The organism is Thalassolituus sp. ST750PaO-4, from assembly GCF_020320405.1.
In the GTDB taxonomy this organism is placed as follows: domain Bacteria; phylum Pseudomonadota; class Gammaproteobacteria; order Pseudomonadales; family Oceanobacteraceae; genus Venatoribacter; species Venatoribacter alkanivorans.
In genome coordinates, this window is sequence record NZ_JABVCB010000005.1 from 378,769 (window position 1) to 401,649 (window position 22,881).

26 protein-coding genes are annotated in these 22,881 nt (G+C 54.6%); 11 read left to right on the forward strand and 15 right to left on the reverse strand.

All coding sequences use genetic code 11. From position 1 onward, the window contains the following. Positions 1–69: 69 nt before the first annotated feature. Positions 70–711 carry a hypothetical protein gene (locus HUF18_RS04175; protein ID WP_145467440.1) on the forward strand — a complete coding sequence of 214 codons (642 nt, stop codon included), beginning with the start codon at positions 70–72 and terminating at the stop codon, positions 709–711. Between the two features lie 10 nt (positions 712–721). On the opposite strand, the gene HUF18_RS04180 is transcribed toward HUF18_RS04175, so the two are convergent. After that, the gene (locus tag HUF18_RS04180) at positions 722–1,618 is read right to left on the reverse strand and encodes a LysR family transcriptional regulator (protein ID WP_145467438.1); all 897 of its coding nucleotides are present in this window, start codon (positions 1,616–1,618) and stop codon (positions 722–724) included. Positions 1,619–1,771: 153 nt separating this feature from the next. On the opposite strand from HUF18_RS04180, the gene HUF18_RS04185 reads away from it, so the two are divergent. Next, the gene (locus HUF18_RS04185) at positions 1,772–2,314 is read left to right on the forward strand and encodes a cytochrome b (RefSeq protein ID WP_145467436.1); all 543 of its coding nucleotides are present in this window, start codon (positions 1,772–1,774) and stop codon (positions 2,312–2,314) included. Between the two features lie 59 nt (positions 2,315–2,373). Further along, the gene (locus tag HUF18_RS04190) at positions 2,374–2,949 is read left to right on the forward strand and encodes a YceI family protein (protein ID WP_145467434.1); all 576 of its coding nucleotides are present in this window, start codon (positions 2,374–2,376) and stop codon (positions 2,947–2,949) included. A gap of 109 nt (positions 2,950–3,058) precedes the next feature. On the opposite strand, the gene HUF18_RS04195 is transcribed toward HUF18_RS04190, so the two are convergent. Further along, complete coding sequence (locus HUF18_RS04195; protein ID WP_145467432.1) at positions 3,059–3,334, reverse strand: hypothetical protein; 276 nt, start codon at positions 3,332–3,334, stop codon at positions 3,059–3,061. A 162-nt stretch (positions 3,335–3,496) separates the two neighbouring features. Between HUF18_RS04195 and HUF18_RS04200 the strand changes: the two genes are divergently transcribed. From HUF18_RS04200 to HUF18_RS04220, 5 genes are all read left to right on the forward strand, one after another. Continuing rightward, positions 3,497–4,450: an ABC transporter substrate-binding protein gene (locus HUF18_RS04200; protein WP_225691242.1), complete on the forward strand. Its 954-nt coding sequence runs from the start codon at positions 3,497–3,499 to the stop codon at positions 4,448–4,450. Beyond that, positions 4,447–6,921 carry an EAL domain-containing protein gene (locus HUF18_RS04205; protein ID WP_225691243.1) on the forward strand — a complete coding sequence of 825 codons (2,475 nt, stop codon included), beginning with the start codon at positions 4,447–4,449 and terminating at the stop codon, positions 6,919–6,921. The genes HUF18_RS04200 and HUF18_RS04205 overlap by 4 nt, the downstream gene beginning before the upstream one ends. Positions 6,922–6,930: 9 nt before the next feature. Next, positions 6,931–7,845 (forward strand): histone deacetylase family protein, encoded by a 915-nt coding sequence (locus HUF18_RS04210; protein ID WP_225691244.1) that lies wholly within the window; start codon positions 6,931–6,933, stop codon positions 7,843–7,845. A 119-nt stretch (positions 7,846–7,964) separates the two neighbouring features. Beyond that, on the forward strand, positions 7,965–8,405 hold the full coding sequence (gene cynS, locus HUF18_RS04215) for a cyanase (RefSeq protein ID WP_145467426.1): 441 nt from the start codon (positions 7,965–7,967) through the stop codon (positions 8,403–8,405). A gap of 125 nt (positions 8,406–8,530) precedes the next feature. Beyond that, positions 8,531–9,640, forward strand: coding sequence for a hypothetical protein (locus HUF18_RS04220; protein ID WP_225691245.1), 1,110 nt, complete (start codon positions 8,531–8,533; stop codon positions 9,638–9,640). On the opposite strand, the gene HUF18_RS04225 is transcribed toward HUF18_RS04220, so the two are convergent. Beyond that, positions 9,637–10,563, reverse strand: coding sequence for a LysR family transcriptional regulator (locus HUF18_RS04225; RefSeq protein WP_225691246.1), 927 nt, complete (start codon positions 10,561–10,563; stop codon positions 9,637–9,639). The genes HUF18_RS04220 and HUF18_RS04225 overlap by 4 nt on opposite strands. Before the next feature lie 156 nt (positions 10,564–10,719). Here HUF18_RS04225 and HUF18_RS04230 point away from each other — a divergent pair, with 156 nt between their 5' ends. Next, positions 10,720–11,574: a crotonase/enoyl-CoA hydratase family protein gene (locus HUF18_RS04230; protein WP_225691247.1), complete on the forward strand. Its 855-nt coding sequence runs from the start codon at positions 10,720–10,722 to the stop codon at positions 11,572–11,574. A gap of 48 nt (positions 11,575–11,622) precedes the next feature. Here HUF18_RS04230 and HUF18_RS04235 read toward each other — a convergent pair whose 3' ends face one another. Further along, positions 11,623–12,216 (reverse strand): outer membrane beta-barrel protein, encoded by a 594-nt coding sequence (locus HUF18_RS04235; protein ID WP_225691248.1) that lies wholly within the window; start codon positions 12,214–12,216, stop codon positions 11,623–11,625. 198 nt (positions 12,217–12,414) lie between these two features. Here HUF18_RS04235 and HUF18_RS04240 point away from each other — a divergent pair, with 198 nt between their 5' ends. Further along, positions 12,415–12,588, forward strand: a complete 174-nt coding sequence (locus tag HUF18_RS04240; RefSeq protein ID WP_225691249.1) for a hypothetical protein — start codon at positions 12,415–12,417, stop codon at positions 12,586–12,588. Positions 12,589–12,776: 188 nt separating this feature from the next. Here HUF18_RS04240 and HUF18_RS04245 read toward each other — a convergent pair whose 3' ends face one another. From HUF18_RS04245 to HUF18_RS04285, 9 genes are all read right to left on the reverse strand, one after another. Next, on the reverse strand, positions 12,777–13,205 hold the full coding sequence (locus HUF18_RS04245; RefSeq protein ID WP_145467419.1) for a F0F1 ATP synthase subunit epsilon: 429 nt from the start codon (positions 13,203–13,205) through the stop codon (positions 12,777–12,779). 66 nt (positions 13,206–13,271) lie between these two features. Further along, the gene (gene atpD, locus HUF18_RS04250) at positions 13,272–14,666 is read right to left on the reverse strand and encodes a F0F1 ATP synthase subunit beta (protein WP_145467417.1); all 1,395 of its coding nucleotides are present in this window, start codon (positions 14,664–14,666) and stop codon (positions 13,272–13,274) included. A gap of 40 nt (positions 14,667–14,706) precedes the next feature. Then, positions 14,707–15,567, reverse strand: coding sequence for a F0F1 ATP synthase subunit gamma (gene atpG / locus HUF18_RS04255; protein WP_225691250.1), 861 nt, complete (start codon positions 15,565–15,567; stop codon positions 14,707–14,709). A gap of 64 nt (positions 15,568–15,631) precedes the next feature. Beyond that, complete coding sequence (atpA, locus tag HUF18_RS04260; RefSeq protein ID WP_145467413.1) at positions 15,632–17,176, reverse strand: F0F1 ATP synthase subunit alpha; 1,545 nt, start codon at positions 17,174–17,176, stop codon at positions 15,632–15,634. 15 nt (positions 17,177–17,191) lie between these two features. After that, positions 17,192–17,728 carry a F0F1 ATP synthase subunit delta gene (locus tag HUF18_RS04265; protein ID WP_145467411.1) on the reverse strand — a complete coding sequence of 179 codons (537 nt, stop codon included), beginning with the start codon at positions 17,726–17,728 and terminating at the stop codon, positions 17,192–17,194. Between the two features lie 11 nt (positions 17,729–17,739). Continuing rightward, positions 17,740–18,210, reverse strand: a complete 471-nt coding sequence (locus tag HUF18_RS04270; RefSeq protein WP_145467409.1) for a F0F1 ATP synthase subunit B — start codon at positions 18,208–18,210, stop codon at positions 17,740–17,742. A gap of 51 nt (positions 18,211–18,261) precedes the next feature. After that, positions 18,262–18,489 (reverse strand): F0F1 ATP synthase subunit C, encoded by a 228-nt coding sequence (atpE, locus tag HUF18_RS04275; protein WP_015488783.1) that lies wholly within the window; start codon positions 18,487–18,489, stop codon positions 18,262–18,264. A gap of 50 nt (positions 18,490–18,539) precedes the next feature. Continuing rightward, positions 18,540–19,439, reverse strand: coding sequence for a F0F1 ATP synthase subunit A (atpB, locus tag HUF18_RS04280; RefSeq protein ID WP_145467407.1), 900 nt, complete (start codon positions 19,437–19,439; stop codon positions 18,540–18,542). 23 nt (positions 19,440–19,462) lie between these two features. After that, positions 19,463–19,831 (reverse strand): F0F1 ATP synthase subunit I, encoded by a 369-nt coding sequence (locus HUF18_RS04285; protein WP_145467405.1) that lies wholly within the window; start codon positions 19,829–19,831, stop codon positions 19,463–19,465. A 372-nt stretch (positions 19,832–20,203) separates the two neighbouring features. On the opposite strand from HUF18_RS04285, the gene HUF18_RS04290 reads away from it, so the two are divergent. Beyond that, positions 20,204–21,130, forward strand: a complete 927-nt coding sequence (locus HUF18_RS04290) for a M43 family zinc metalloprotease (RefSeq protein WP_225691252.1) — start codon at positions 20,204–20,206, stop codon at positions 21,128–21,130. A 1-nt stretch (position 21,131) separates the two neighbouring features. Here the strand turns inward: HUF18_RS04290 and HUF18_RS04295 are convergent, their stop codons facing one another. Next, the gene (locus tag HUF18_RS04295) at positions 21,132–22,037 is read right to left on the reverse strand and encodes a ParB/RepB/Spo0J family partition protein (RefSeq protein ID WP_225691253.1); all 906 of its coding nucleotides are present in this window, start codon (positions 22,035–22,037) and stop codon (positions 21,132–21,134) included. Between the two features lie 25 nt (positions 22,038–22,062). Further along, complete coding sequence (locus HUF18_RS04300) at positions 22,063–22,845, reverse strand: ParA family protein (protein WP_145467395.1); 783 nt, start codon at positions 22,843–22,845, stop codon at positions 22,063–22,065. Positions 22,846–22,881: the final 36 nt, after the last annotated feature.

Below are 22,881 nucleotides of genomic sequence, written 5' to 3' on the forward strand. Positions count from 1 at the left end.
GCGTGTGTAAACCTGAGCTTATAGCTTTACCACACCCTAATCACGGCAGATTGGAAACGAGGCAAACGCATGACCATGGAAGTTATCAACCAGCAAATCCGCAACGCCCTCAGTGATGAAGCCATTACCCTGCAACTGCAGAATGCCCTGAGCTCCCGCGCCGATCAGGTTGCCCGCATCGTCGATCTGCCTGAAGGTGAAGCGGCAGAAAAACTGCTGGAGTTTGTTGTCCGCTATATCGAAGACGTGCCACAAATGCTGCTCGATCTGCAGGCCGCCGCGCTGGAAGCGGGCTTAAGCCACTATGTACAGCCGGTTATCCAGATGGCGACCGAGTTTTTCGTGACGCCTCCGGCCGCGCTCAGCCATGAGGCTGGTCTGGCGGCTCTGATGGACAAAGCCTACCTGGCTCACCGTCTGCTGGAAGAGGTGAACGAAACCTATATCCACCGTGTTGGCCAGCCGCTGATTCCGATGGATATGACGTTGTCGAATGTGATTATCCACACCCTGATTGGCGAGCCATTCGCCAATGATCTGGACCAGCTGGTCGATATTGCCGTGAAGCGTCTGTTCGGCCCGCAGATGGCCTACCAGAGCCCGGAATTCAAAGCCTTTATGAACCGTCAGGAAGCCAGCAATCTGGTGCATATCTGGCGCCAGTGGCCATCTATGTCAAATGAGATGGGCTTAACCAGCACCCTGTTGTAACAGCCGCACATCAGGCCAGCCGGCGTTGCATCTCCGGCAGGCGTTGCAGGATAAACTCCTGCAACGCCTGTACGCGCGCACTGCGGCGCATATCTTTGTGATACACAAACCACATTAATGACGGCTCAGCGCTGAGTCCGAACTCTACCTGCTTCAGACCTGACATACTGTCAGCCAGACGCTGCAAAGCCCCCACCGGGCCAATGCCCATGCCTTCTTTTACCGCCGACAAAATGTCGTTAAAGCTGTTGCTCTGAAAGGCGATCTGGTCCGGATCAAGCTTTTCCAGCAATTGCCGGATGCCGGAAATCCGTTGCTTTTCTCCGGTCGGCAACGCCCACCAATGACGGTTAATGTCGGCCATTGAGTGTGGCAGGCCATGGCGTTCGATATAACTGTCCGCTGCACAGTAATGCATTTGTACCGGCAACAGCGCCCGGGCAATCAGATCAGGTTCCCGCGGTTCGGCGCCCATACGGATGGCCACATGCACATCACCACGCGCCAGGGATAACACATCGTCGGTAGCGACAATCTGCACCCGGATCTGTGGAAATTCCTGACGGAAAGCATGCAGCAACGGCGTAAAAAACGGTGAAAAATCGGACACCGTGGAAATACGCAAAGTGCCGGAAGGTGAAGCATCCAGCGTCGATAATGTCCCCTGCAAACGGCGCATATCGGCCACAATCGGATGCATTTTCTCCAGCAGCAGTTGCCCGGCATCGGTCAGCCGGTAGCCGCGCTGATGGCGGATAAAGAGCTTATGCCCCAGCTGTTGCTCCAGCCGGTTAATGTGGCGCAACACCGTGCTGTGATTCATTCCCAGACGCTCTCCGGCGCGACTGAGACTGCCGGATTCGGCGACCTGATAGGCTATGCGGATATCGTCCCAACTGGTTTCCATGATCAGTTCTCTGAAAATTGTGTGTCGCTACACTCAGGTTGTGCATATTTGCACAACAGTTGTCCGATTATGCGTGTTTTTTTGCTGAACTAAAGTCGCTATGGTGAGTTCTTATCGAGATCAATTCTCAAGGGCACTTCAGGGTCAGGTTTTATGATACGCAACACCACCTCTGCTTACGGCTGGGTCAGCATTGCCTTCCACTGGCTGATGGCGCTGGCCGTTTTCGGGTTGTTTGGCCTGGGGCTGTATATGGTAGAGCTGACCTATTACGACGCCTGGTACCGCGGCTCGCTGGATCTGCACAAAAGTGCCGGCGTCATGCTGGCACTGGCGTGGCTGTTACGTCTTATCTGGAAGTTGCGTAACCCGCAACCGCAGCCACTGGGCAATAAAGTCTGGGAACATAAAGTCGCGCATCTGACGCACATTCTGCTGTACCTGCTGATGCTGGCACTGTTCGCCAGCGGCTATCTGATTTCCACCGCCGATGGCCGTGCCATCGAGGTGTTTGGCTTGTTTGAGCTACCCGCCACCCTGACACACGCCAATCAGGAAGATGTCGCCGGTGTCATTCACTGGGCGCTGGCCTGGAGCATAATGATGCTGGCCGGATTGCATGCCGTAGCTGCTATCAAACACCACTGGCTGGATAAAGACAAAACACTGGTGCGGATGCTTAAACCCGGTGCTTAAGCTCCCCCGCAGAACAACTTATTAATGACAAACCGCTTTAAAAACCCAAGGAGCGAACGATGAAAAAACTGATGCTTGCTGCCGGCCTGAGCGCCGCATTGCTGATGCCGTCACTGTCCCAGGCAGCGACCTATAAAATTGATACTCAGGGCGCCCACGCCTTTATCCAGTTCAAGATCCAGCATCTGGGTTACAGCTGGCTGCTGGGTCGTTTCAATACCTTTGATGGCCAGTTTGAATACGATGCCAAGGCACCGGAGAAGTCAGCCATTGAAGTAACAATTGATACCACCAGCCTGGATTCCAATCATGCTGAACGTGACAAGCACCTGAAAGGTTCTGACTTCCTCGACGTCAGCAAATTTCCACAGTCCACATTCAAGAGCACCGGCTTTAAATCCACCGGCGCTGGCGAAGGCGTTCTGACCGGCGATTTCACTCTGCACGGCGTAACCAAGTCGATCAGTTTTCCGGTGAAAATGATTGGTGAAGGTAAAGACCCATGGGGCGGCTACCGCGCTGGTTTTGAAGGTAAAACCACGCTGAAGCTGTCTGACTACGGTATCGATTACAACCTGGGGCCAGCCTCCACAACGGTTGAAATCGGTCTGTTTATCGAAGGTATCCGCCAGTAATCACTGGCACCTGAAATAAAGCAGGCGGAAAAACAACAGGCAGAAAGCGTTATCCGCTTTCTGCCTGTTTTGTTTCAGGCGTCCCCTGTTTTTCAGGCATCTCTGTTTTTCAGGCGTCTGTTGGGCGACGACGCTTAAAGATTCCCGGCAAATTAATGACCTGTACAAAGCGGAATACCAACACGGCGTGGATCAGTGCAACAATGCTGCCTACCGCATACTGCCCCGTTCCCATCATTTCCCACACCATCATCGGCAGTACCAGAATCGGAAACCAGGCCAGATAGCGATAGAACACTTTTTCAAAACGCGAACCGGCATCATTGGCCACCGGAGCATCTGTTTTTACCTTCGCATTGCTGCTCTTGTTGTTATTTTTGGACATACCCTGCACCTGTTTCAGCTGAACCTTCAGGGGAGCATATTTCAGCACTCCGGACTATTAGCCCATGGTCGGAATGTCACCACACCAAAGCCACACATTCAGCAGCAGAAAAACCGTAAACTGCTAGGCTTAACAAAGTGTTAGCGAATAGCCGGAGTTACTGTGCGGGGTTGGATTTTAAGGTTGCTGCTCTGCCTGCCATTGGTAGCTACCAGTGGCTGTGACTCGCCGGGATCGCTGCTGCGTGTAGGCACCAACGTCTGGCCCGGCTATGAACCACTTTATCTGGCGCGGGAGCAGGGTCTCTACAGTCATCACATCAAACTGGTGGAGCTGCCTTCAGCATCGGATGTTATCGATGCCCTGCGCCTCGGTCATCTGGAAGGCGGCGCACTGACACTGGATGAAGTGCTGGCACTGGTACAGGAGGGGCAGGATCTGGTCGTGGTGCTGGTGTTTAATATTTCTGCCGGTGCCGACATGCTGATGGTTCGTCCTGATATTCACACCCTGAGCGATCTGCGTGGCAAAACCATCGCGCTGGAAACCACTGCCGTGGGGGCACTGATGCTGAAAAGTGCCATGGATTTTGCTGAACTGCCGGACAACTCACTGCGTATCCGCCATATGAACCTGAGTGATCAGCTGAAGGCTTATCAGAACGGCAGCATCGATGCCATGATCACCTACGAACCCTTCAGCAGCGAACTGGCCCGCGCCGGAGCCCGGGTATTATTCGACAGCAGCGCAATCAAGGGTCAGATCGTCGATGTGCTGGCAATTCGCCGGGAGGTGATGGAACAGCAAACACAGCATATACAGGAGCTGATTGATGGCTATCTGCAGGCCCGCCAGCTGATACAAACCTCTCCGCAGGCTTCATTTGCCATTATGAACCAGCGTCTGCGTTTACCGGACGAGCAGATCAGTGCCATGTTTGATGGGCTGGAATTACCGGATACAGAAGAAAACCGGCGCCTGCTCAGCGGCGCCCCCTCTCCTTTAAGCCGCAATGCGGACGGCCTTGCTCAGCTGATGGTGAAACAGAAACTGATGCCGGCCCCGCCGCAGCTTAAGCAGTTTACCGACCCCCGTTTTCTGCCGGTGTCACCATGACAGAGAGCCGCAAGCCACATCATAAGCGTCGCCGGAAATACGGCTCTCTGCGCAAAATTCTGCTCAGCTGGTCAGCCCTGGCACTGGGCGTTGCGGCCTTATTGCTCAGCTATTTCCTCTATCAGGCATTAACCCAACAGTTCAGCAGTACCTGGTCAAACAAGCTGGAAGCCGAATTGGGCGGACTGCGTTTAACCCTGCAGCACCAACTGGCGGATGGAGAATGGACGCTCGGCGATCAGACCCTCAGCCGGATGGCAACCCGCCCACACGTCGGCCATCTGTTGCTGCTGGTCGATGGTCAGGTTCTGCTATCAACCCGCAGGGCAGACATTCGCCGGCCTCTGGAAGTTGATCTGGCCAGCAGGCATTTATCTCTGGACCGGCAACAGTTTCAGTTTTTTCAGGATGGCGGACATTTCTATGGCCTGCAGCCTATTCAGTTCCGCACCCTCGAGCTGCGGGGAGAGCAGCAGGGCTGGCTGTTTGCTCATTACGACGCCAGCGACCAGCGCCAGCAGATGCTGCAAAGCACCGGGCTGCGTATTGCTCTGCTGATCCTGCTGCTGGTGCTTTATACACTGGGTCTGCAGCGCATCGTGCAGCGTCAGGTACTGCGCCCACTGTACCGGCTGGTGCAGTTCACCCGTACCCTGCAGGCCGGACAGCTGGGCCAGACCATTCATTCCGGCTCATCATCCGAATTTGCTCATCTGGAAGGCGCGTTCAACAATCTCAGCCTGCACCTGCAACACTCCATGCAGCAGATCCGTGAGCAGCATATGCGTGATCAGGCCTTTACCCGGGCCTTCCCGGATGTGGCTTTTCTGCTCGATAACGACGGCATTATCCGTGGCCGCTATGGCAGCCTCGAAAGTCAGCTGCCAGCCCTGCATGCCGACCTTACCGGAAAGCCTTTCACCTGCTGGTTACAGCCACAGGTAGCAGAGCGCGTTACCGAGAGCCGCGATCAGGCACTGATATCGCAGGATATAGAAATAACCGAGTTCCGCCACGAAGACTTTTATATCGAGTCGCGCATGACGCCACTACTGAGTCAGGGGGAGGAAGGGCAACCACTGGTCAACGGCCTGCTGTGGTTAATCCGTGACATCTCGGAGGTTAAACGCAAGCAGCAGCAGATTGAGTATCAGGCCAATTTCGATTCCCTCACCCGCCTCGCCAACCGCCGCTTTGCCCTGCTGCATATTGAGAAAAAAATGGCCCATGCCCGCCGGGTGGGCAAATTCGGCACGGTGCTTTTTATCGACCTTGATCATTTCAAGAACATCAACGACTCGCTGGGCCACCCGGTTGGCGACAAATTATTGGTGAAAATGGGTGAGCGTCTGAATCAACTGGTACGCGATGAAGACCTGACCGCGCGTCTGGGCGGCGATGAATTCCTGGTGCTGCTTGATGAACTGGCTGACACGCCGGAAGCTGCCGCGCAGTATGGAAGCGACTGTGCCGAACGGCTGCTGGCGGCGATCCGCCAACCGTTCAATATCGATATTCATTGTTTCCATCTGTCGGCCAGTATCGGTATTGCTGTATTTCCTGCGGATCAGGATGAAGCAACCGATCTGGTCCGCCAGTCCGATACCGCGATGTACCATGCCAAGGCGCAGGGGCGCAGCGGCATCAGTATCTACACCCAGAATATGCAGCAGGAAACGCAGGATAAGCTGAATCTGTATAACGACCTGCATCAGGCCATCCAGCAGCAGGCGTTTACCCTGGTATTCCAGCCACAACTCAACGACCACGGTGAAATTACCGGAGCCGAAGTTCTGTGCCGCTGGAATAACCGCGGCACCCCGGTCAGCCCCGATGTGTTTATCCGTGCCGCCGAAGAAACCCGCCTGATTCTGCCGCTGGGGCAGTGGATTCTGACGGAAAGCTGCCGTGTTCTGAAACGCTGGCGACAGGAAAACCGGTTACCCGACAGCTTTCGCCGCCTCGCGGTGAATATCAGCCCGGCGCAGTTTATGGACGAGAACTTCGAGCATTACGTTACTGCTCAGGTCAACAGCCACTCTCTCTGCTCAGCACAACTGGAGCTGGAAATTACCGAGAGTATTTTCCTCGGCGATAAAGAGATTATCCGCAGTAAAATGGAGCGCCTGAGCAGCCTTGGCTTTACCTTTGCGCTGGACGATTTCGGCACCGGTTATTCATCCCTCAGCTACCTGCAGCACCTGCCGCTGCACAAACTGAAAATCGACCGCTCATTTGTGATGGATATCGAGGACAGTCAGCGCCCTGCCCGGATTGTCGACTCCATCATCCAGATGGGACAAAACCTCGGCATGGAGATCATTGCGGAAGGGGTCGAGCATGAAGCCCAGCGCGAATATCTGCAGAACCGGGGCTGCTGTGAATATCAGGGCTATCTGTTCAGCCGGCCACTGGCGGAAGATGAGTTCATTGAGTTTGTGCGGCACAATAGGGCATCTTCCGGTCATTAACTGAACGCTGTGCTGCCACTGGTATACCACCCCAACTACTCCTGCCCCTTTCCCGAACAGCACCGTTTTGTGATGTCGAAGTTTGTGCGCCTGCACGATTATTGCCGGCAACAGGGACTGATCGGCCGCAATAACCTGTTCCGCCCTGAAGCTGCAACACTCAGCGACCTCAGCATCGCCCATACCCCGGAGTATCTGGCCATGCTCTGTGATCAGTCACTGGACCCGAAGGCCTGGCGCCGTATCGGCCTGCCCTGGAGCCAGGGCTTAATCGACCGCACCCTGACCGCGCCCAACGGCACCCTGCTGACCGCCCGGCTGGCGCTGCAGCACGGCATGGCCTGTCATCTGGCTGGCGGGACACACCATGCTCACCGCGATTTTGGCTCCGGTTTCTGTCTGCTCAATGATCTGGCCTACAGTGCTATGACGCTGCTGGCACAGGGTGAAGTCAGCAAAATACTGATCTTCGATCTGGATGTGCATCAGGGCGATGGCAGCGCCGCCATACTGGCCAGTGAACCACGGGCTTTTACCTGCTCGATTCACTGCGAGAAGAACTTCCCGTTCCGCAAATCCGCCAGCGATCTGGACATCGGTCTGGATCAGCATCTGAGCGATCAGCCCTATCTGGAAGTGGTGGAAAACACCCTGCTGCGGTTACTGGACGAGCAGCAGCCTGACCTGGTGCTGTACGATGCCGGCGCCGATGTCTGGCAGGGAGACGAGCTGGGTCATCTGGATATCAGCTGGGCCGGCGTACAACAGCGCGATGAGCTGGTGCTCAGCCACTGCCTGCGCCGCCATATTCCGGTGGCGACCGTGATTGGCGGTGGCTATGACCGCGACCATGAACGCCTCGCCCGCCGCCACGCCATCGTGGCCGAAACGGCCGCTCACCTCTATCCGCAGTATCTGGGCTGAATGGCACCCGCCTTGCTAACTCCCTGCTGACCATCCTCTGCCGGTGTCTGAAGACAGAAAACGCACCCAGGCAGAGCATTTATGCGCTCAGGCGCCTTAATCAGAAGCAGGAGTTATTTATGGATAAAGTCACCATGACGGAAACCATCATCGCCGCCAAACTCAGCAAGGGTCTGAGCTGGGAGCAGATGGGCAAAGATCTGGGCATGTCGCCGGTCTGGCTGACCTCAGCCTGTTTGGGTATGAACAGTGCCCCTGCCGATAAAGCCGCCGCGATCAGCGACTACCTGGGGCTGGGCAGCGAAATCAGCAATGCCCTCGCAGCTTATCCCACCAAAATCTGGGATCAGGCCGTTCCCACCGATCCGCTGATTTACCGGCTGTACGAAATTGTCGGCGTCTACGGCGAAACACTGAAAGAGGTGATTCAGGAGAAATTCGGCGACGGCATCATGAGCGCCATCGATTTTTCTATGGAAGTCGACAAAATCGAAGATCCGAAAGGCGACCGCGTTCTGCTGACCCTGAATGGTAAATTCCTGCCGTATAAAAGCTGGTAAGCCGACCGCCATAGTGCGCGCAGGCTGCTCCGGCGCGTAAACAACAGGCAAAGCATCCTGATCTGCATTTACAGAACCAGCGTACAACATTAGGCTCTGTACAAAATAATGATAAGGACAATGCTTTGCGCCATTTACTCGCCTTCTCCCTGATGCTGTTGCTGGCCGCCTGCGGTGGCGACGGCAACTCCGGCCACAGCTCTGCTCCCGACAACAACAATCCCGGCGGCGACGGCGGTGATCCGGGCGACGGCGGTGATCCGGGCGACGGCGGTGATCCGGGCGACGGCGGTGATCCGGGCGACGGTGGTGATCCCGGTGACGGTGGTGATCCGACCGACCCCGATTGCGGTTATCAGCCGCCAACAGAGGTCAATGCGACTCAGACACTGGGCAACACTGCAGCAGCGGCTACCTATGACCTGTCCGCCTACAGCGAACGTACCGAGCTGAATACCGACCTGACCGGCACCTGGGTGATGGTCAGTGACTATGTACGCACGCAGATACCACGCATCCCTACCGAGCAGGAAACCAGGCATATCCGCCGCAAAAGTGTCTTTGTAATCCGCGACAATGCCGGCACACTGGAAGTTGCCAACTGCGCCGCAGGCAGCAGCACGTTCCAAACCTTGCCAGATACAACGGCCGCCTTCTCTTTACCTCTGTACAGCAACTCTAACAACAATGAGTCGCAATTTTTTACGCTGACCAGTAACAGCAAAATGGCAGGACAGGCTTTAGCGGGTTACACAACCGGTTTTGGCGAGACCCGTTTCAGTGGTCAGAGTACTGCGGCCATTAAAATATCAGACAGCACCGCTCCCCTTGGCCAGCACTCCCTCACCATCCAATACAATGGCGTCAACATTGATGAGCCGAATCAGCCGGTGTACTGCCTGGTACAGACGCTGGAGCTGAGCGGAACACAGGAATGCGGCGAGGCACCGGCAGCCAGCGAGCTGATTCAGCAACTTCAGACCCGAAGCAGCAGCGGCCTTGGCCTGCTTTTTCTGACAGAGCAGAACGGCAACCTGAAAAGTGCACTGGCACGGGATAACGGCAGCGTGAAGTTGATTTCCCAGTCCGAAGCTCTCGGCAACCTGACAACAACCGCCGATAATCTCCAGCTGATTCTGAGTGCAGATCTGGACTCAGCTTCCGCGTATGTCAGTGGCAGCAACAGCTCTCCTGCCGCCACCGGCAGCTACAGCACAACACTGACCCTGCCCTAACCCGATACTGCGCCGGGCATCAGCCCGGCCATCTGCTCCTTCAGCCACATAACCGCCGGATCACGGCTGGCCTTACGGTGCCAGTACAGATGCATCTCTAACGGTGCCAGAGGCAGTGGTAATGGCAACACGGTGAAATCGGGCTGCCGGGTGGCCATGCTTCTGGCAAAACTGCCGGGCAATGTCAGCAGCAGGTCGGTCTGCTGCATCACCTGAATCGCGGCGTAATAATTCTGGCAGCGCAAAGCGACCTGCCGCACCTTACCCAAACGCGTCAGAGCAAAATCTTCCACCCCCGGGCCTTCGGCACGACTGGAAACCAGCACATGACGGGCACTCAGGTAGCTATCCAGATTCCACGTATTTCCCTGTAGCGGATGCCCATTGCGCATTGCCACAACCAGCTGCTCTTCGCCAATCGCCTGATGCTCAATATCATCACCAACGGGCAGCAACACATCGGCGGCAAAATCGATCTGGCCGGATGATAACGCGCTTTCCATATCACGCCGTGCCAGCCGCACACTGCGCAGCTGAATACCCGGCGCCTGCTGTTGCAGCCGGGCCATTAACAGCGGCAGTGCCGTCGCCTCCATCACATCACGCGAGGCCAGGGTAAATACCCGGCTGGCCTGCGCCGGGTCAAAGGCCAGCCCCTCGGTTAACGTGGATTCCAGATCCTGCAGGGCCGCCCGCACGCGACCGATAATGGCTTTCGCCAAAGGCGTCGGGCTCATCCCCTTGCCCGCCCGCTCAAACAACGGATCGTCAAAGCGCTCCCGCAAACGTCCCAGAGCATGACTGACCGCCGGTTGCGACAGATTCAGCTGCTCGCTGGCGCGGGTCAGATTGCCCTCACGGTAAATCACATCCAAGACCACAAAGAGATTCAGGTCGACGCGGGATAAATTCATTTTCTGCATACACAGACCCAGCAGTATTCATAAGAACAATAAGATTACCATGCGAGTCCACACCCGGGTCAGCCGCTTATTTGACCTGCCACACAGCCTCCCCCTATATTGACGGCGTCAACATAATCAATAACAACTGCCATCAGACAACCATAAGGATCTGCCATGAGTGCCCTGCCTGAATTCCAGAGCTTTAACGTCAGTGTCGAAAATCATATTGCCCACGTACAGCTGTGCCGCCCCGACGCCCTGAACTCCATGAACCAGGCTTTCTGGCTGGAGCTGCCGCAATGCATGCGCGCTATTGAAGCCCAGACCGATGCGCGGGTGATTGTGATTTCTTCGACCGGCAAGCACTTCTCGGCCGGCATGGACCTGGGGGTATTCACCAATCCGAAAGCGGTGCCAATGAGTGGCGATGCGGGGCGTATGGCCGAAAATCTGCGCCGTGTCGTGCTGCAGCTGCAGGACACCTTAAGCTCACTGGAGCAGATCCGTTTGCCGGTACTGGCCGCCATTCAGGGTGGTTGTATTGGTGGTGCGCTGGATATGGTCTGCGCCGCCGATTCCCGCTATTGCAGCGCCGATGCCTACTTCACCATCAAAGAAACCGAACTGGGTATGACCGCCGACGTTGGTACCCTGCAGCGTCTGCCAAAACTGATGCCGCAGGGTGTGGTACGCGAACTGGCCTACACCGGGCGTAAATTCAGTGCGCAGGAAGCCAAGGCTCTGGGCTTCGTGAATGAGGTGTATGAATCCCAGCAGGCCATGCTGGATGGCGTAATGACCATTGCCGCCCAGATTGCCCAGAATTCTCCACTGGCCGTCACCGGTTGCAAAGAAATGCTGAATTACAGCCGCGACCACAGTGTCGAAGACAGCCTGCGCTATATGGCAACCTGGCAGGCCGGTATGTTCCGCCCGACCGATATGATGAAAACCTTCCAGGCGAAAGCACAGAAGCAACAGGCAGAATACGATGATCTGTTTGCCGTGAAGGGATTGTTTGAAGAGTAAGAGCGATAAGCGGCGGAGTACATACTCCGCCCCACTCACTAAAACCAATCAGAAAATAATGCGCAATCCGGTATTGAAGTAATTCATACGAGTCGACAAATTTAAGCGCGCATCGTTAGTAACCGAATCCATTTCCTGCCATTCAATGCGTTTTTCCTGATAGCCAATTTCCAGCTCAACATGCTCAGCCAGAGGAGCAAAGATACCAACGCCAATATTGACGGCGGTGCCGCTCAGGTCATCATCTCCTTTCACCAGAGATGCAGTATCGTCGTAATCATAGGAACCCAGACCAATCATCAGGTAAGGCCGCACAGTTTTACTACCGATGCTGAAAAACAGATTCAGATCCATACCGCTCAGATCATTCCGTGATCTGCCGACATCCATATCAACCCGGGTTTTGGCAAGCTCCAGCCGCACTGCCGGGGAGAACAGAACTCCCAACTTAAAATCTTTTATATCCTGATCGTAATGTGTGGTGCTGATTTTCTGGTTACTGTAATCCCAGTCGTGCGAGCCATCACCAGTCCCCCAACCGGCACCAACATAAAGATGTAATGGCCCCGGATTTTCAGAAGCCTGTAATGGCAGAGCGAATACAGCAAACAGCAGCAGGGATCTGCAAAGGTGGGTCAGCATTGCCTTTCCTTAGCGACGAATAAAAGGCGGTGATTATAACGCTGATAAATTTATTTTTTATGACAGATGGATCGGAAAAACGGAAATTCCGGCCACAGGGAAATTAAAAATTAAATGAATATAAAACACAGGGCATTTTTCAGAAAACAGGGAAAGCCTAACATTTGCCCGGTTTTTCGCGGATCTGCTGGACTTGTTATGGCCGCAGCTAAGCTGCGTTCCGGCAGAAATCCAGACATAAAAAAACCCGCACTGTTTGCACAGAGCGGGCTTCTTTTGCAGAAAACTGAGAGCTTAACGCTTGCCCAGTTTTGCGCGGATCTGCTGGCCATAGTTATGCACGCAGAACGCTGCGTATTCCAGCAGACATAAAAAAACCCGCGCTGCTTGCACAGAGCGGGCTTCTTTTGCAGAAAACTGAGAGCTTAACGCTTGCCCGGTTTTGCGCGGATCTGCTGGCCATAGTTATGCACGCAGCACGCTGCGTATTCCAGCAGACATAAAAAAACCCACGCTGCATATCCGCAGAGTGGGCTTCTTTTGCAGAAAACAGGGGAAGCTTAACGCTTGCCCAGTTTTTCGCGGATCTGCTGGATAGTACGCAGCTGAGCCGCAGCTTCTGCCAACTGAGTCAGTGCACGTGAGTAATCAAAGTCTGCACCCTGATTCTCAATCGCCTGCTCAGCGTGTTTCTTAGCTTCCAGAGCAGCTGCTTCGTCGATGTCGCTTGCGCGCACCGCCGTATCAGCCAGTACGGTTACTGTATTGGGCTGAACTTCCAGATAACCGCCAGAGACGTAAACAATCTCTTCTTCGCCGTTTTGCTTAACAATACGGACCGGACCTGGTTTCAGTGGGGTCAGCAGCGCTGCGTGGCCGGGTTCAATACCCAGATCACCCAGTACACCGGACGCCACAACACGCTCTACCAGGCCAGAGAACAGATTCTCTTCGGCGCTGACGATATCGCAGTGGACGGTAATCGCCATAATCTTTCCCTCAGACTGAGGAGGCCGGGGAGCGGACTACACTACTCGCTCCCTGACCCGCCCAAGTTACATTTTCTTGGCTTTCTCGATAGCTTCGTCGATGGTACCAACCATGTAGAACGCTTGTTCTGGCAGGTCATCGAATTCACCATTGAGGATGCCCTGGAAACCACGGATGGTTTCTTTCAGAGACACGTACTTACCAGGCGCACCAGTAAAGATCTCGGCCACGTGGAATGGCTGAGACAGGAAACGCTCGATCTTACGTGCACGGGCTACCAGCTGCTTATCTTCGTCGGACAGTTCGTCCATACCCAGAATCGCGATGATGTCTTTCAGCTCTTTGTAGCGCTGCAGAACACCCTGAACGCCACGAGCTACGTCGTAGTGTTCGTTACCGATTACCAGTGGATCCAGCTGACGGGAGGTGGAATCCAGTGGGTCGATCGCAGGGTAGATACCTTTAGAAGCGATATCACGAGACAGTACTACGGTTGAGTCCAGGTGGGCGAAGGTGGTCGCCGGGCTTGGGTCAGTCAAGTCATCCGCAGGTACGTATACGGCCTGTACCGAAGTAATGGAACCAGTCTTGGTAGAAGTAATACGTTCCTGCAGAACGCCCATCTCTTCTGCCAGAGTTGGCTGGTAACCTACCGCTGAAGGCATACGACCCAGCAGTGCAGATACCTCGGTTCCCGCGAGGGTGTAACGGTAGATGTTGTCTACGAACAACAGTACGTCTTTACCTTCGTCACGGAATTTTTCGGCCATGGTCAGACCAGTCAGAGCTACACGCAGACGGTTACCCGGTGGCTCGTTCATCTGACCGTAAACCATTGCTACTTTGGATTTGACTTTGTCGTCCAGGTTTACAACACCGGATTCAGCCATTTCGTAGTAGAAGTCGTTACCTTCACGGGTACGCTCACCAACACCAGCGAATACAGACAGACCGGAGTGTGCCTTGGCGATGTTGTTGATCAGTTCCATCATGTTAACGGTCTTACCAACACCGGCACCACCGAACAGACCAACTTTACCACCCTTAGCGAATGGACAAACCAGGTCGATTACTTTGATACCAGTTTCCAGCAAGTCGGTGCTTGCTGCTTGTTCGTCGAAGCTTGGTGCTGCACGGTGAATAGAAGCAACTTCTTTCTCACCGATAGGACCACATTCGTCGATTGGACGGCCGAGCACGTCCATGATGCGACCCAGAGTCTCGATACCAACAGGTACAGAGATTGGAGCGCCAGAGTTTGTTACAGGAAGGCCACGTTTCAGACCTTCTGTCGAGCCCATCGCAATAGTACGAACTACGCCGTCGCCCAGCTGTTGCTGAACTTCGAGGGTTGTCTCAGTACCATCTACGGTCAGGGCGTCGTAGACCTTAGGCACCACGTCGCGTGGGAATTCCACGTCGATAACGGCGCCGATGATCTGTACGATACGTCCGCTCATATTCGGTTCCTCTTAACCTTAAAACCTGTGTTCCCGGGCCTTAAACGGCCGCGGCACCGCTAACGATTTCTGAAATTTCCTGGGTGATTGCTGCCTGACGAGCTTTGTTATACAGCAAGTTCAGCTCTTTGATCATGCCGCCAGCGTTATCGGTGGCGTTTTTCATCGCCAGCATACGCGCGGCCTGCTCACAGGCGTTGTTTTCAATCACACCCTGATACACCTGAGATTCTACGTAGCGTACCAGCAGACCTTCGAGGATCTCTTTGGCATCAGGCTCGTAGATGTAGTCCCAATGGTGTTTCAGTGAATCGTCTTGTTGTGCCTTCAGGGGCAATAACTGCACCGCTTCTGGCGATTGGGTCATGGTGTTCACAAAACGGTTATGCATGATGTACAGACGATCGATCTGACCATTGTCAAATGCGTCCAGCATCACTTTTACCGCTCCGATCAGGCTCGCCAACTCAGGAGCATCTCCCAGATGAGACTGGGAGGCTACTACGTTGCCGCCAAAGCTGTTGAAGAACAGACCGGCTTTGGAGCCGATAGCGCAGAAGTCAACTTCCACACCTTTGTTCTTCCACTCTTTGGACTGCTGTGCAACACGCTTGAACAGGTTGTTGTTCAAGCCGCCACACAAGCCACGGTCGGAAGACACCACGATATAACCAACACGCTTGATTTCGCGGTCTTGCAGATAACGGTGACGATATTCAGATGTCGCATTTGCCAGATGACCAATCACATCACGGATTTTATCCGCGTATGGACGGCTCTCCTGCATGCGCAGCTGAGCGCGACGCATCTTACTTACAGCAACTTTTTCCATTGCTGAAGTAATTTTCTGCGTGCTTTTTACACTCGTAATCTGCTCTTTAATCTCTTTTCCGACTGCCATTTAGCTGCCCTACGTTGAGTGAATCCAGCTGGCGGCTACCGTTGCCGGGCCGCCAGCACCGGACTTACCAGGTCTGAGTGCTCTTGAATTTCTCAATACACTCTTTCAGACCGGCGGCGATTTCATCGTTGTAGTCGCCCTTCACATTGATCTTCGCCATCAGTTCAGCGTAAACGCTGTTGGCGTAGCTCAGCAGAGCAGCTTCAAACGCTTGAATCTTGTTCACGTCAACGTCTTTCAGGAAGCCTTCAGTCGCAGCGTAGATCACCAGACCCATCTCAGCGGTGGACATTGGCGCGTACTGCTTCTGCTTCATCAGTTCGGTAACGGCACGGCCGTGTTCCAACTGTTCGCGAGTCGCTTCGTCCAGGTCCGATGCAAACTGAGCGAAAGCCGCCAGTTCACGGTACTGAGCCAGAGCCAGACGGATACCACCGCCCAGTTTCTTGATGATCTTGGTCTGTGCAGCACCACCTACACGGGATACAGAGATACCCGCGTTCATCGCCGGACGGATACCGGAGTTGAACAGGTTGGTTTCCAGGAAGATCTGACCGTCAGTAATAGAGATCACGTTGGTCGGTACGAACGCCGAAACGTCACCGCCCTGAGTCTCAATGATTGGCAGAGCGGTCAAAGAACCGGTTTTGCCTGTCACTTCACCGTTAGTCATGCGCTCAACGTAAGTTGGGTTAACGCGACATGCGCGCTCCAGCAGACGGGAGTGCAGGTAGAATACGTCACCTGGGTAAGCTTCACGGCCTGGTGGGCGCTTCAGCAGCAGGGAGATCTGACGATATGCCCATGCTTGCTTGGTCAGATCGTCATAAACGATCAGAGCGTCTTCACCACGATCCAGGAAGTATTCACCCATCGCACAACCGGCGTAAGGAGCCAGGAACAGCATTGCTGCCGGGTCTGACGCGCCTGCCGCGACGATGATGGTGTGTTCCATCGCGCCGTGTTCTTCCAGTTTGCGTACTACGTTAGCGATAGAAGATTGCTTCTGACCGATAGCAACGTAGATACACTTAATACCAGAGCCTTTCTGGTTGATGATGGCGTCGATAGCCATCGCAGTTTTACCAGTCTGACGGTCACCAATGATCAGCTCACGCTGGCCACGGCCTACCGGCACCATGGAGTCAACCGCTTTGTAACCAGTTTCAACTGGCTGATCAACGGATTGACGTGCAATTACGCCAGGCGCAACACGTTCAATCGGAGCAGTCAGGTTGGTTTCGATCGGACCTTTACCGTCGATCGGGTTACCCAGAGTGTCGACTACGCGACCCAGCAGGGCTTCACCAACTGGTACTTCCAGAATACGGCCAGTACATTTGGCAGTCTGACCTTCAGCCAGACCTTTGTATTCGCCCAGAACAACGGCACCAACGGAGTCACGCTCCAGGTTCATTGCCAGGCCGTATACGCCGCCTTCAAATTCAATCATTTCACCGTACATGGCGTCAGCCAGACCGTGAATACGAACGATACCGTCAGATACAGATACGACGGTGCCCTCGTTCTGGGCTTGTGAAGTCACATCGAGATTTTCGATGCGTTTTTTGATGACTTCACTGATCTCAGATGGATTCAGTTGCTGCATGCATCGTCCCTCAAACTAGGATTTCATCGCTTCGGCTAATTTTGACAGCTTACCGGTTACGGAGCCGTCGATTACCAAGTCCCCGGCACGAATGATGGCGCCACCGATGAGAGACTCATCGACTTCGCTGGTCAAACGTACATCACACTGCAGTTTGGCTTTAAGGGCCTGTGCCAGTTTATCGGCCTGCTCATTGCTCAGCTCGAACGCGGAGGTGACGACTACGTCAACCGTGTTCTGCAACTGGGCTTTCAGCTCTTCATACAGAGCTGCGATTTCAGGCACCAGCATCAGGCGCTTGTTTTCCGCCAGAACGGCTACCAGGTTTTTGGCTGCTTCATTCAGCTTGTCGCCACATACGTCGGTTAAAGCCTGTGCCTGCTGTTGCGCAGTCAGAGACGGATGCACCAGTACTTTTGCCATATCGGCATCGGCAACACAGGCTGCCAGTAATGCCAGGTCCGCAGACCAGGCGTCCAATGCACCTTTCTCACTTGCTTCAGCAAACACCGCTTTGGCGTATGGCCGAGCGAGAGTTGTTAATTCAGCCATGGAAACCTCGCTTACAGCTCGTCAGCTAATTGGTTCAGCAGCTCAGAGTGAGCGGCTGCATCAACTGACTTACCAAGAATTTTGGCTGCACCGGCCACGGCCAGCTCAGACACCTGCTTGCGCAGAACTTCTTTAGCGCGGTTCACCTCTTGCTCAACTTCAGCTTGAGCAGCAGCTACCAGACGCTCACCTTCGGCGCGAGCAGCTTCTTTAGCTTCGTCGACGATTTGGTTAGCGCGTTTGTTAGCCTGTTCGATGATTTCAGCAGCTTTTTCTTTACTTTCACGCAGCTGGGAAGCGGCTTTTTCTTGAGCCAGTTCCAGGTCACGTTCGGCACGGTTAGCTGCGTCCAGACCATCGGCAATTTTCTTTTCGCGTTCTTGCATAGCACCCAGCAGGTGAGGCCATACAAACTTCATGCAGAACCACACGAAGATAGCGAAAGTGATGATCTGGCCGATCAGAGTCGCGTTAATGTTCACGCCAGAGCCCTCATGTTCATTGATTAAGGAAGTTCGTTGTTACATGAACCCTTAGGCAGCGAACATCAGGTACAGACCCAGACCAACACCGATCATTGGCACGGCGTCCAACAGACCAGCGATCAGGAACATTTTACCTTGCAGCATTGGACCCAGTTCAGGCTGACGAGCAGTACCTTCCAGCAGACGACCACCCAGCAGACCAAAACCGATTGCTGTGCCCAGAGCACCCAGACCGATCATCAGAGCCGCAGCCAGGAATACCAGACCTTGTTCCATAGTTATCTCCAAATATAGAAGTTAAGTTAGTGAGTTAAGGGTTAAAAAAATTAATGATCTTCGTGCGCCATGCTCAGATACACGATGGTCAACATCATGAAAATGAACGCTTGCAGTGTGATCACCAAAATGTGGAAAACAGCCCAGGCCCACTGCAGGACACCGCCCAGCAGACCGAGGAAAGCACCAGCAGAGAACATCAGCGCGATCAAGATGAAGATCATCTCACCGGCATACATGTTACCGAACAAACGCAGTGCCAGAGAGATCGGCTTAGCGATCAGTGCGATCGATTCCAGGAAGAAGTTAACCGGAATGAACAGCGCCTGGACAACAGGGTTTTTCGCATTGAATGGGTGCAGCGTCAGCTCGCCCACAAAACCGCCGATACCTTTAACCTTGATGGAGTAGAAAATCATCATGGCAAAAACAGTCAGAGCCATACCCAGGGTGATATTCACGTCAGTAGAAGGAACAACCTTCATGTAGTGAACGCCCAAAGCACCAAAAATGGTTGGCAGCACGTCAACCGGGATCAAATCCATGAAGTTCATCATGAAGACCCAGGTAAAAATAGTCAGGGAAAGAGGCGCAACCAGTGCATTTTTGCCATGGAATGCTTCTTTAACGGTGTTGTCGATAAACTCGACGATCATTTCCACGAAGTTCTGGAAGCCGGTAGGCACCGCAGTGGTGGCCTTTTTGGCAGCACGCCAGAACAAAAACATCAGCATGGCGCCGAGACCGAAAGACCAGCCAAGGGAATCCACGTGTACCGCAGAAAAGCCCATATCTGCTGCTTCCTGGCCGCTGTGAGCCATAGTCCAGGTCGCTTCAGTCAGTTCAGTTTCAGTACCATCCGCATTATGACGAACATAACCAGCAGGCAGTTTGCCGTAGGTCAGATTGGTTAAATGGTGCGAGATATACTCTTGGGAGTTACCAGCCATTGTTCACTCTCAATTCCAAAGGTTTATAAATTAGCTATCTTTGCTGCGGCCAGATGGCCCAGCTGCACTGTTATGAACGCAGCAAACAGTGCCAGAACATTCAGAGGCTCGACGCGCTGAAAAATCACAGCAAAACTCAGCGCCGTCAGCACAAATTTCCAGGATTCCCCCTGGTAAAACGACTGTACGATCTGTACAGAAGACCGGGCTCCGCTATAACGGAACGCACGCCAGACAAAGTACGCATTAGGCAGGGCGCAGGTTAAGCCCCCCAACAATGCCGACTTGGCGGCTACATCGCTATGCAACCAGGCAACCAATGCGGCCAGAACCGTCAGGATCAGTTGTAAAATCACGATCCGGTAGGCCGGAGGACGCGGTATGCCTGTCATCCTTAGCCCCACAATTGGTCAAAAATCTGCAACAGCCTATTTTAAGGCGCGGTGATTATATTGGCTCGACCCTTCAGCTTCAACCGAAACCGGGGGGCAAAACGAGAATAATTCGACCAATAGGTATGATGCAGGTCAGGCAAAGGCTGAATCCCGCGCCAGTTTGAGCTGCGCGAGTCCCAACGTCAGGATTTGTCAGGCTTACGTAAGAAAGTGATGACTTACTTAATGCTGCCTGAGCGCCACTCTCAGACGCCCCGTGGCATCCTGACGTTTATGCCTCCGAAGGGTACACAGAGTTCTATCAATAGCCATTTGCATTCGCCCTTCACACGCATAGGCTGCCCCTTTTGCTTTTGTCCGGAACAACCAATGAAGAAGGGAATCCTCTTACTGCTGCTATCGCTGCTCAGTGCCTGCGGCGGCGACAATAACTCATCCCAGAGCCCTACGCCACAGCCAGAAAACCCCGACACGCCTGTCGCCGGCCTGACCATCCCGGTGGTGGTTCATGTCATGGAGCATCCCGCGTCTGATGACAGCCGTATCAGCGTCGCTAAAGTTCACTCGCAGATAGCCGCACTGAACCGTGCATTCAACCGCCAGAATGATGACCTGAGCCAGGTGCCGGCAGAGTTTCAGCCATTTATCGCCGATATGCAGATCCGCTTTGAACTGGCCACGACCGACCCGCAGGGGCAACCAACCACCGGCATTACCCGCACCACGCAGAATATTGAGCTGGCACCGGAGGAATACCGCTGGGGTTATCGCTATCTGCATTACAGCGCTTTAGGTGGTAAAGACCCCTGGCCACGGGAGCGCTATCTCAATATCTGGGTCAGTGATATGCGCGACCACCATGGCAAAGTTGGGCTGGCCGGACGCGCCAGCCTGCCCGGCGACCCGGCGGAAGAAGATGGTGTGCTTATCGCCACCTTGGCTTTTGGCACAGAACCGCCACTGGAGCAGGGGCTGCATCTGGGCAAAACCACCGCCCACGAAGTCGGCCACTGGCTGGGGCTGAAACACATCGCCGGTGAGCAGGAGAGCTGTAACGTTGATGACGGCATCAGTGATACACCACTGAGCAGCAGTAATTACGGCGGCCTGAACCCCTCCCACCCGAGTTCAACCTGCGGCAGCGCCGATATGTTTATGAACTATATGTCACTGGCCCGTGACGAGAGCCTGCTGATGTTCAGTCAGGGTCAGAAAGCTGCGATCTGGTCGGTATTAGAAGAAGGGGGAGTGAGGCATTCACTGCTGCTGAACAGCCGCAATGCCTCCGCGCAGTAACTTACTTGATATGCGCCAGAATGCCGTCCAGCTCATCCAGATTGGTGTAGTTAATCACCAGCTGGCCTTTGCCTTTGGCACTGTGCTTGATGGCGACTTTGGCGCCCAGACGATCGCCCAGTAAACGCTCCAGACGCTGAATATCCGGGTTGGGTTTGCTGGCGGTTTTATCTGCGCTTTTGCCTTCCTGCAGATGACGCACCAGCGCTTCGGTCTGGCGTACAGTCAGCGTACGGCTGACAACCTGCGCCGCGGCTTCGCTCTGTTGGCCACCACTTAAGCCGAGCAAGGCGCGGGCATGGCCCATTTCGATATCGCCGTGTTCGAGCAGGCGCTTTACGTCTTCGTTCAGGTTCATCAGACGCAGCAGGTTGGCAACGGTGGCGCGGTTTTTACCTACGGCTTCAGCGACTTCCATCTGCGTCAGTTCAAACTCGTGCTGCAGGCGGTGCAGAGCCGCCGCTTCTTCCATCGGATTCAGGTTTTCACGCTGAATATTCTCAATCAGCGCCATGGCAATGGCAGCATCGTCGGCTACGTCACGAATCAAAGCCGGAACGGTATCGAGCTGCGCCAGCTGGCAGGCGCGCCAGCGGCGCTCACCGGCAATGATTTCAAAACGATCGTCGGCACTGGTCAGCGGACGCACCACAATCGGCTGCATCAGACCCTGCGCCTTAATAGAGGCCGCCAGTTCTTCCAGTGCTTCCGGCTGAATGTCTTTGCGCGGCTGATACTGGCCCGGCTGAATCCACTCGACCGGCAGGTGACGCAATTCACCGGCTTCTGCCGGCAGGTTGCTTTCAATGTTCTCTGCGTTGTCCGGCTGAGTGGCGACGGCAGCCGCCCGCGAGCTGGTCAGCAGGGCGTCGAGGCCACGGCCAAGGCCGCGTTTTTTCTTTGTCATGCGTTCAGATAACCTTATTCAGCTTTCAGGCCGTCGCGGCCTGACGGGTGCGGCGGTTCATTTCTCCGGCCAGGGCCAGATAAGCAACCGCACCACGCGAGGATTTGTCATAACTCAGCACCGGCACGCCGTGGCTTGGCGCTTCGGCCAGACGCACATTGCGCGGAATCACAGTGCCATACACCCGGTCGCCGAAATGGCTGATCAACTGGGTCGAAACATCAACGGTGAGGCTGTTACGCGGATCGTACATGGTGCGCAGCAGACCTTCGATTTCCAGTTTCGGATTAGAAGTCGCCTTGATCGACTCAATGGTCTGCATCAGAGCACTCAGACCTTCCAGCGCGTAGTACTCGCACTGCATCGGGATAAGTACTCCCTGAGCCGCCACCAGCGCGTTGACCGTCAGCATATTCAATGACGGCGGGCAGTCGATCAGGATGTAGTCGTAATCCGGGCGTATTTCAGCCAGCGACTCACGCAGGCGGCTTTCGCGCCGTGGCAGATCCATCAGCTCCACTTCGGCAGCGGTTAAATCGCCATTGGCCGGCAGCAGATCAAAGCCGGCCGTCGCTTCGGTTTTCTGAATCGCGGCGGCGGTGCGGCATTTGCCGGTCAGCACATCGTATAAAGAGACATCCAGATCGTGCTTGTCGATACCACTGCCCATGGTGGCGTTACCCTGCGGATCGAGGTCCACCAGCAGCACGCGGCGTTTGGTCGCCACCAGCGAGGCGGCCAGATTCACCGCGGTCGTGGTTTTGCCGACACCACCTTTCTGATTCGCAATTGCCAGAACTTTGCTCACAACTCAGCTTCCTTCAGTGCCTGACGGCGATCCGCC

Coding starts and splice junctions, on each gene's coding strand:
- HUF18_RS04175 (WP_145467440.1), top strand. CDS start 70: ATGACCATGGAAGTTATCAACCAGCAAATCCGCAACGCCCTCAGTGAT.
- HUF18_RS04180 (WP_145467438.1), bottom strand. CDS start 1,618: ATGGAAACCAGTTGGGACGATATCCGCATAGCCTATCAGGTCGCCGAA.
- HUF18_RS04185 (WP_145467436.1), top strand. CDS start 1,772: ATGATACGCAACACCACCTCTGCTTACGGCTGGGTCAGCATTGCCTTC.
- HUF18_RS04190 (WP_145467434.1), top strand. CDS start 2,374: ATGAAAAAACTGATGCTTGCTGCCGGCCTGAGCGCCGCATTGCTGATG.
- HUF18_RS04195 (WP_145467432.1), bottom strand. CDS start 3,334: ATGTCCAAAAATAACAACAAGAGCAGCAATGCGAAGGTAAAAACAGAT.
- HUF18_RS04205 (WP_225691243.1), top strand. CDS start 4,447: ATGACAGAGAGCCGCAAGCCACATCATAAGCGTCGCCGGAAATACGGC.
- cynS (WP_145467426.1), top strand. CDS start 7,965: ATGGATAAAGTCACCATGACGGAAACCATCATCGCCGCCAAACTCAGC.
- HUF18_RS04225 (WP_225691246.1), bottom strand. CDS start 10,563: ATGCAGAAAATGAATTTATCCCGCGTCGACCTGAATCTCTTTGTGGTC.
- HUF18_RS04230 (WP_225691247.1), top strand. CDS start 10,720: ATGAGTGCCCTGCCTGAATTCCAGAGCTTTAACGTCAGTGTCGAAAAT.
- HUF18_RS04235 (WP_225691248.1), bottom strand. CDS start 12,216: ATGCTGACCCACCTTTGCAGATCCCTGCTGCTGTTTGCTGTATTCGCT.
- HUF18_RS04240 (WP_225691249.1), top strand. CDS start 12,415: ATGGCCGCAGCTAAGCTGCGTTCCGGCAGAAATCCAGACATAAAAAAA.
- HUF18_RS04245 (WP_145467419.1), bottom strand. CDS start 13,205: ATGGCGATTACCGTCCACTGCGATATCGTCAGCGCCGAAGAGAATCTG.
- atpD (WP_145467417.1), bottom strand. CDS start 14,666: ATGAGCGGACGTATCGTACAGATCATCGGCGCCGTTATCGACGTGGAA.
- atpG (WP_225691250.1), bottom strand. CDS start 15,567: ATGGCAGTCGGAAAAGAGATTAAAGAGCAGATTACGAGTGTAAAAAGC.
- atpA (WP_145467413.1), bottom strand. CDS start 17,176: ATGCAGCAACTGAATCCATCTGAGATCAGTGAAGTCATCAAAAAACGC.
- HUF18_RS04265 (WP_145467411.1), bottom strand. CDS start 17,728: ATGGCTGAATTAACAACTCTCGCTCGGCCATACGCCAAAGCGGTGTTT.
- atpE (WP_015488783.1), bottom strand. CDS start 18,489: ATGGAACAAGGTCTGGTATTCCTGGCTGCGGCTCTGATGATCGGTCTG.
- atpB (WP_145467407.1), bottom strand. CDS start 19,439: ATGGCTGGTAACTCCCAAGAGTATATCTCGCACCATTTAACCAATCTG.
- HUF18_RS04285 (WP_145467405.1), bottom strand. CDS start 19,831: ATGACAGGCATACCGCGTCCTCCGGCCTACCGGATCGTGATTTTACAA.
- HUF18_RS04290 (WP_225691252.1), top strand. CDS start 20,204: ATGAAGAAGGGAATCCTCTTACTGCTGCTATCGCTGCTCAGTGCCTGC.
- HUF18_RS04295 (WP_225691253.1), bottom strand. CDS start 22,037: ATGACAAAGAAAAAACGCGGCCTTGGCCGTGGCCTCGACGCCCTGCTG.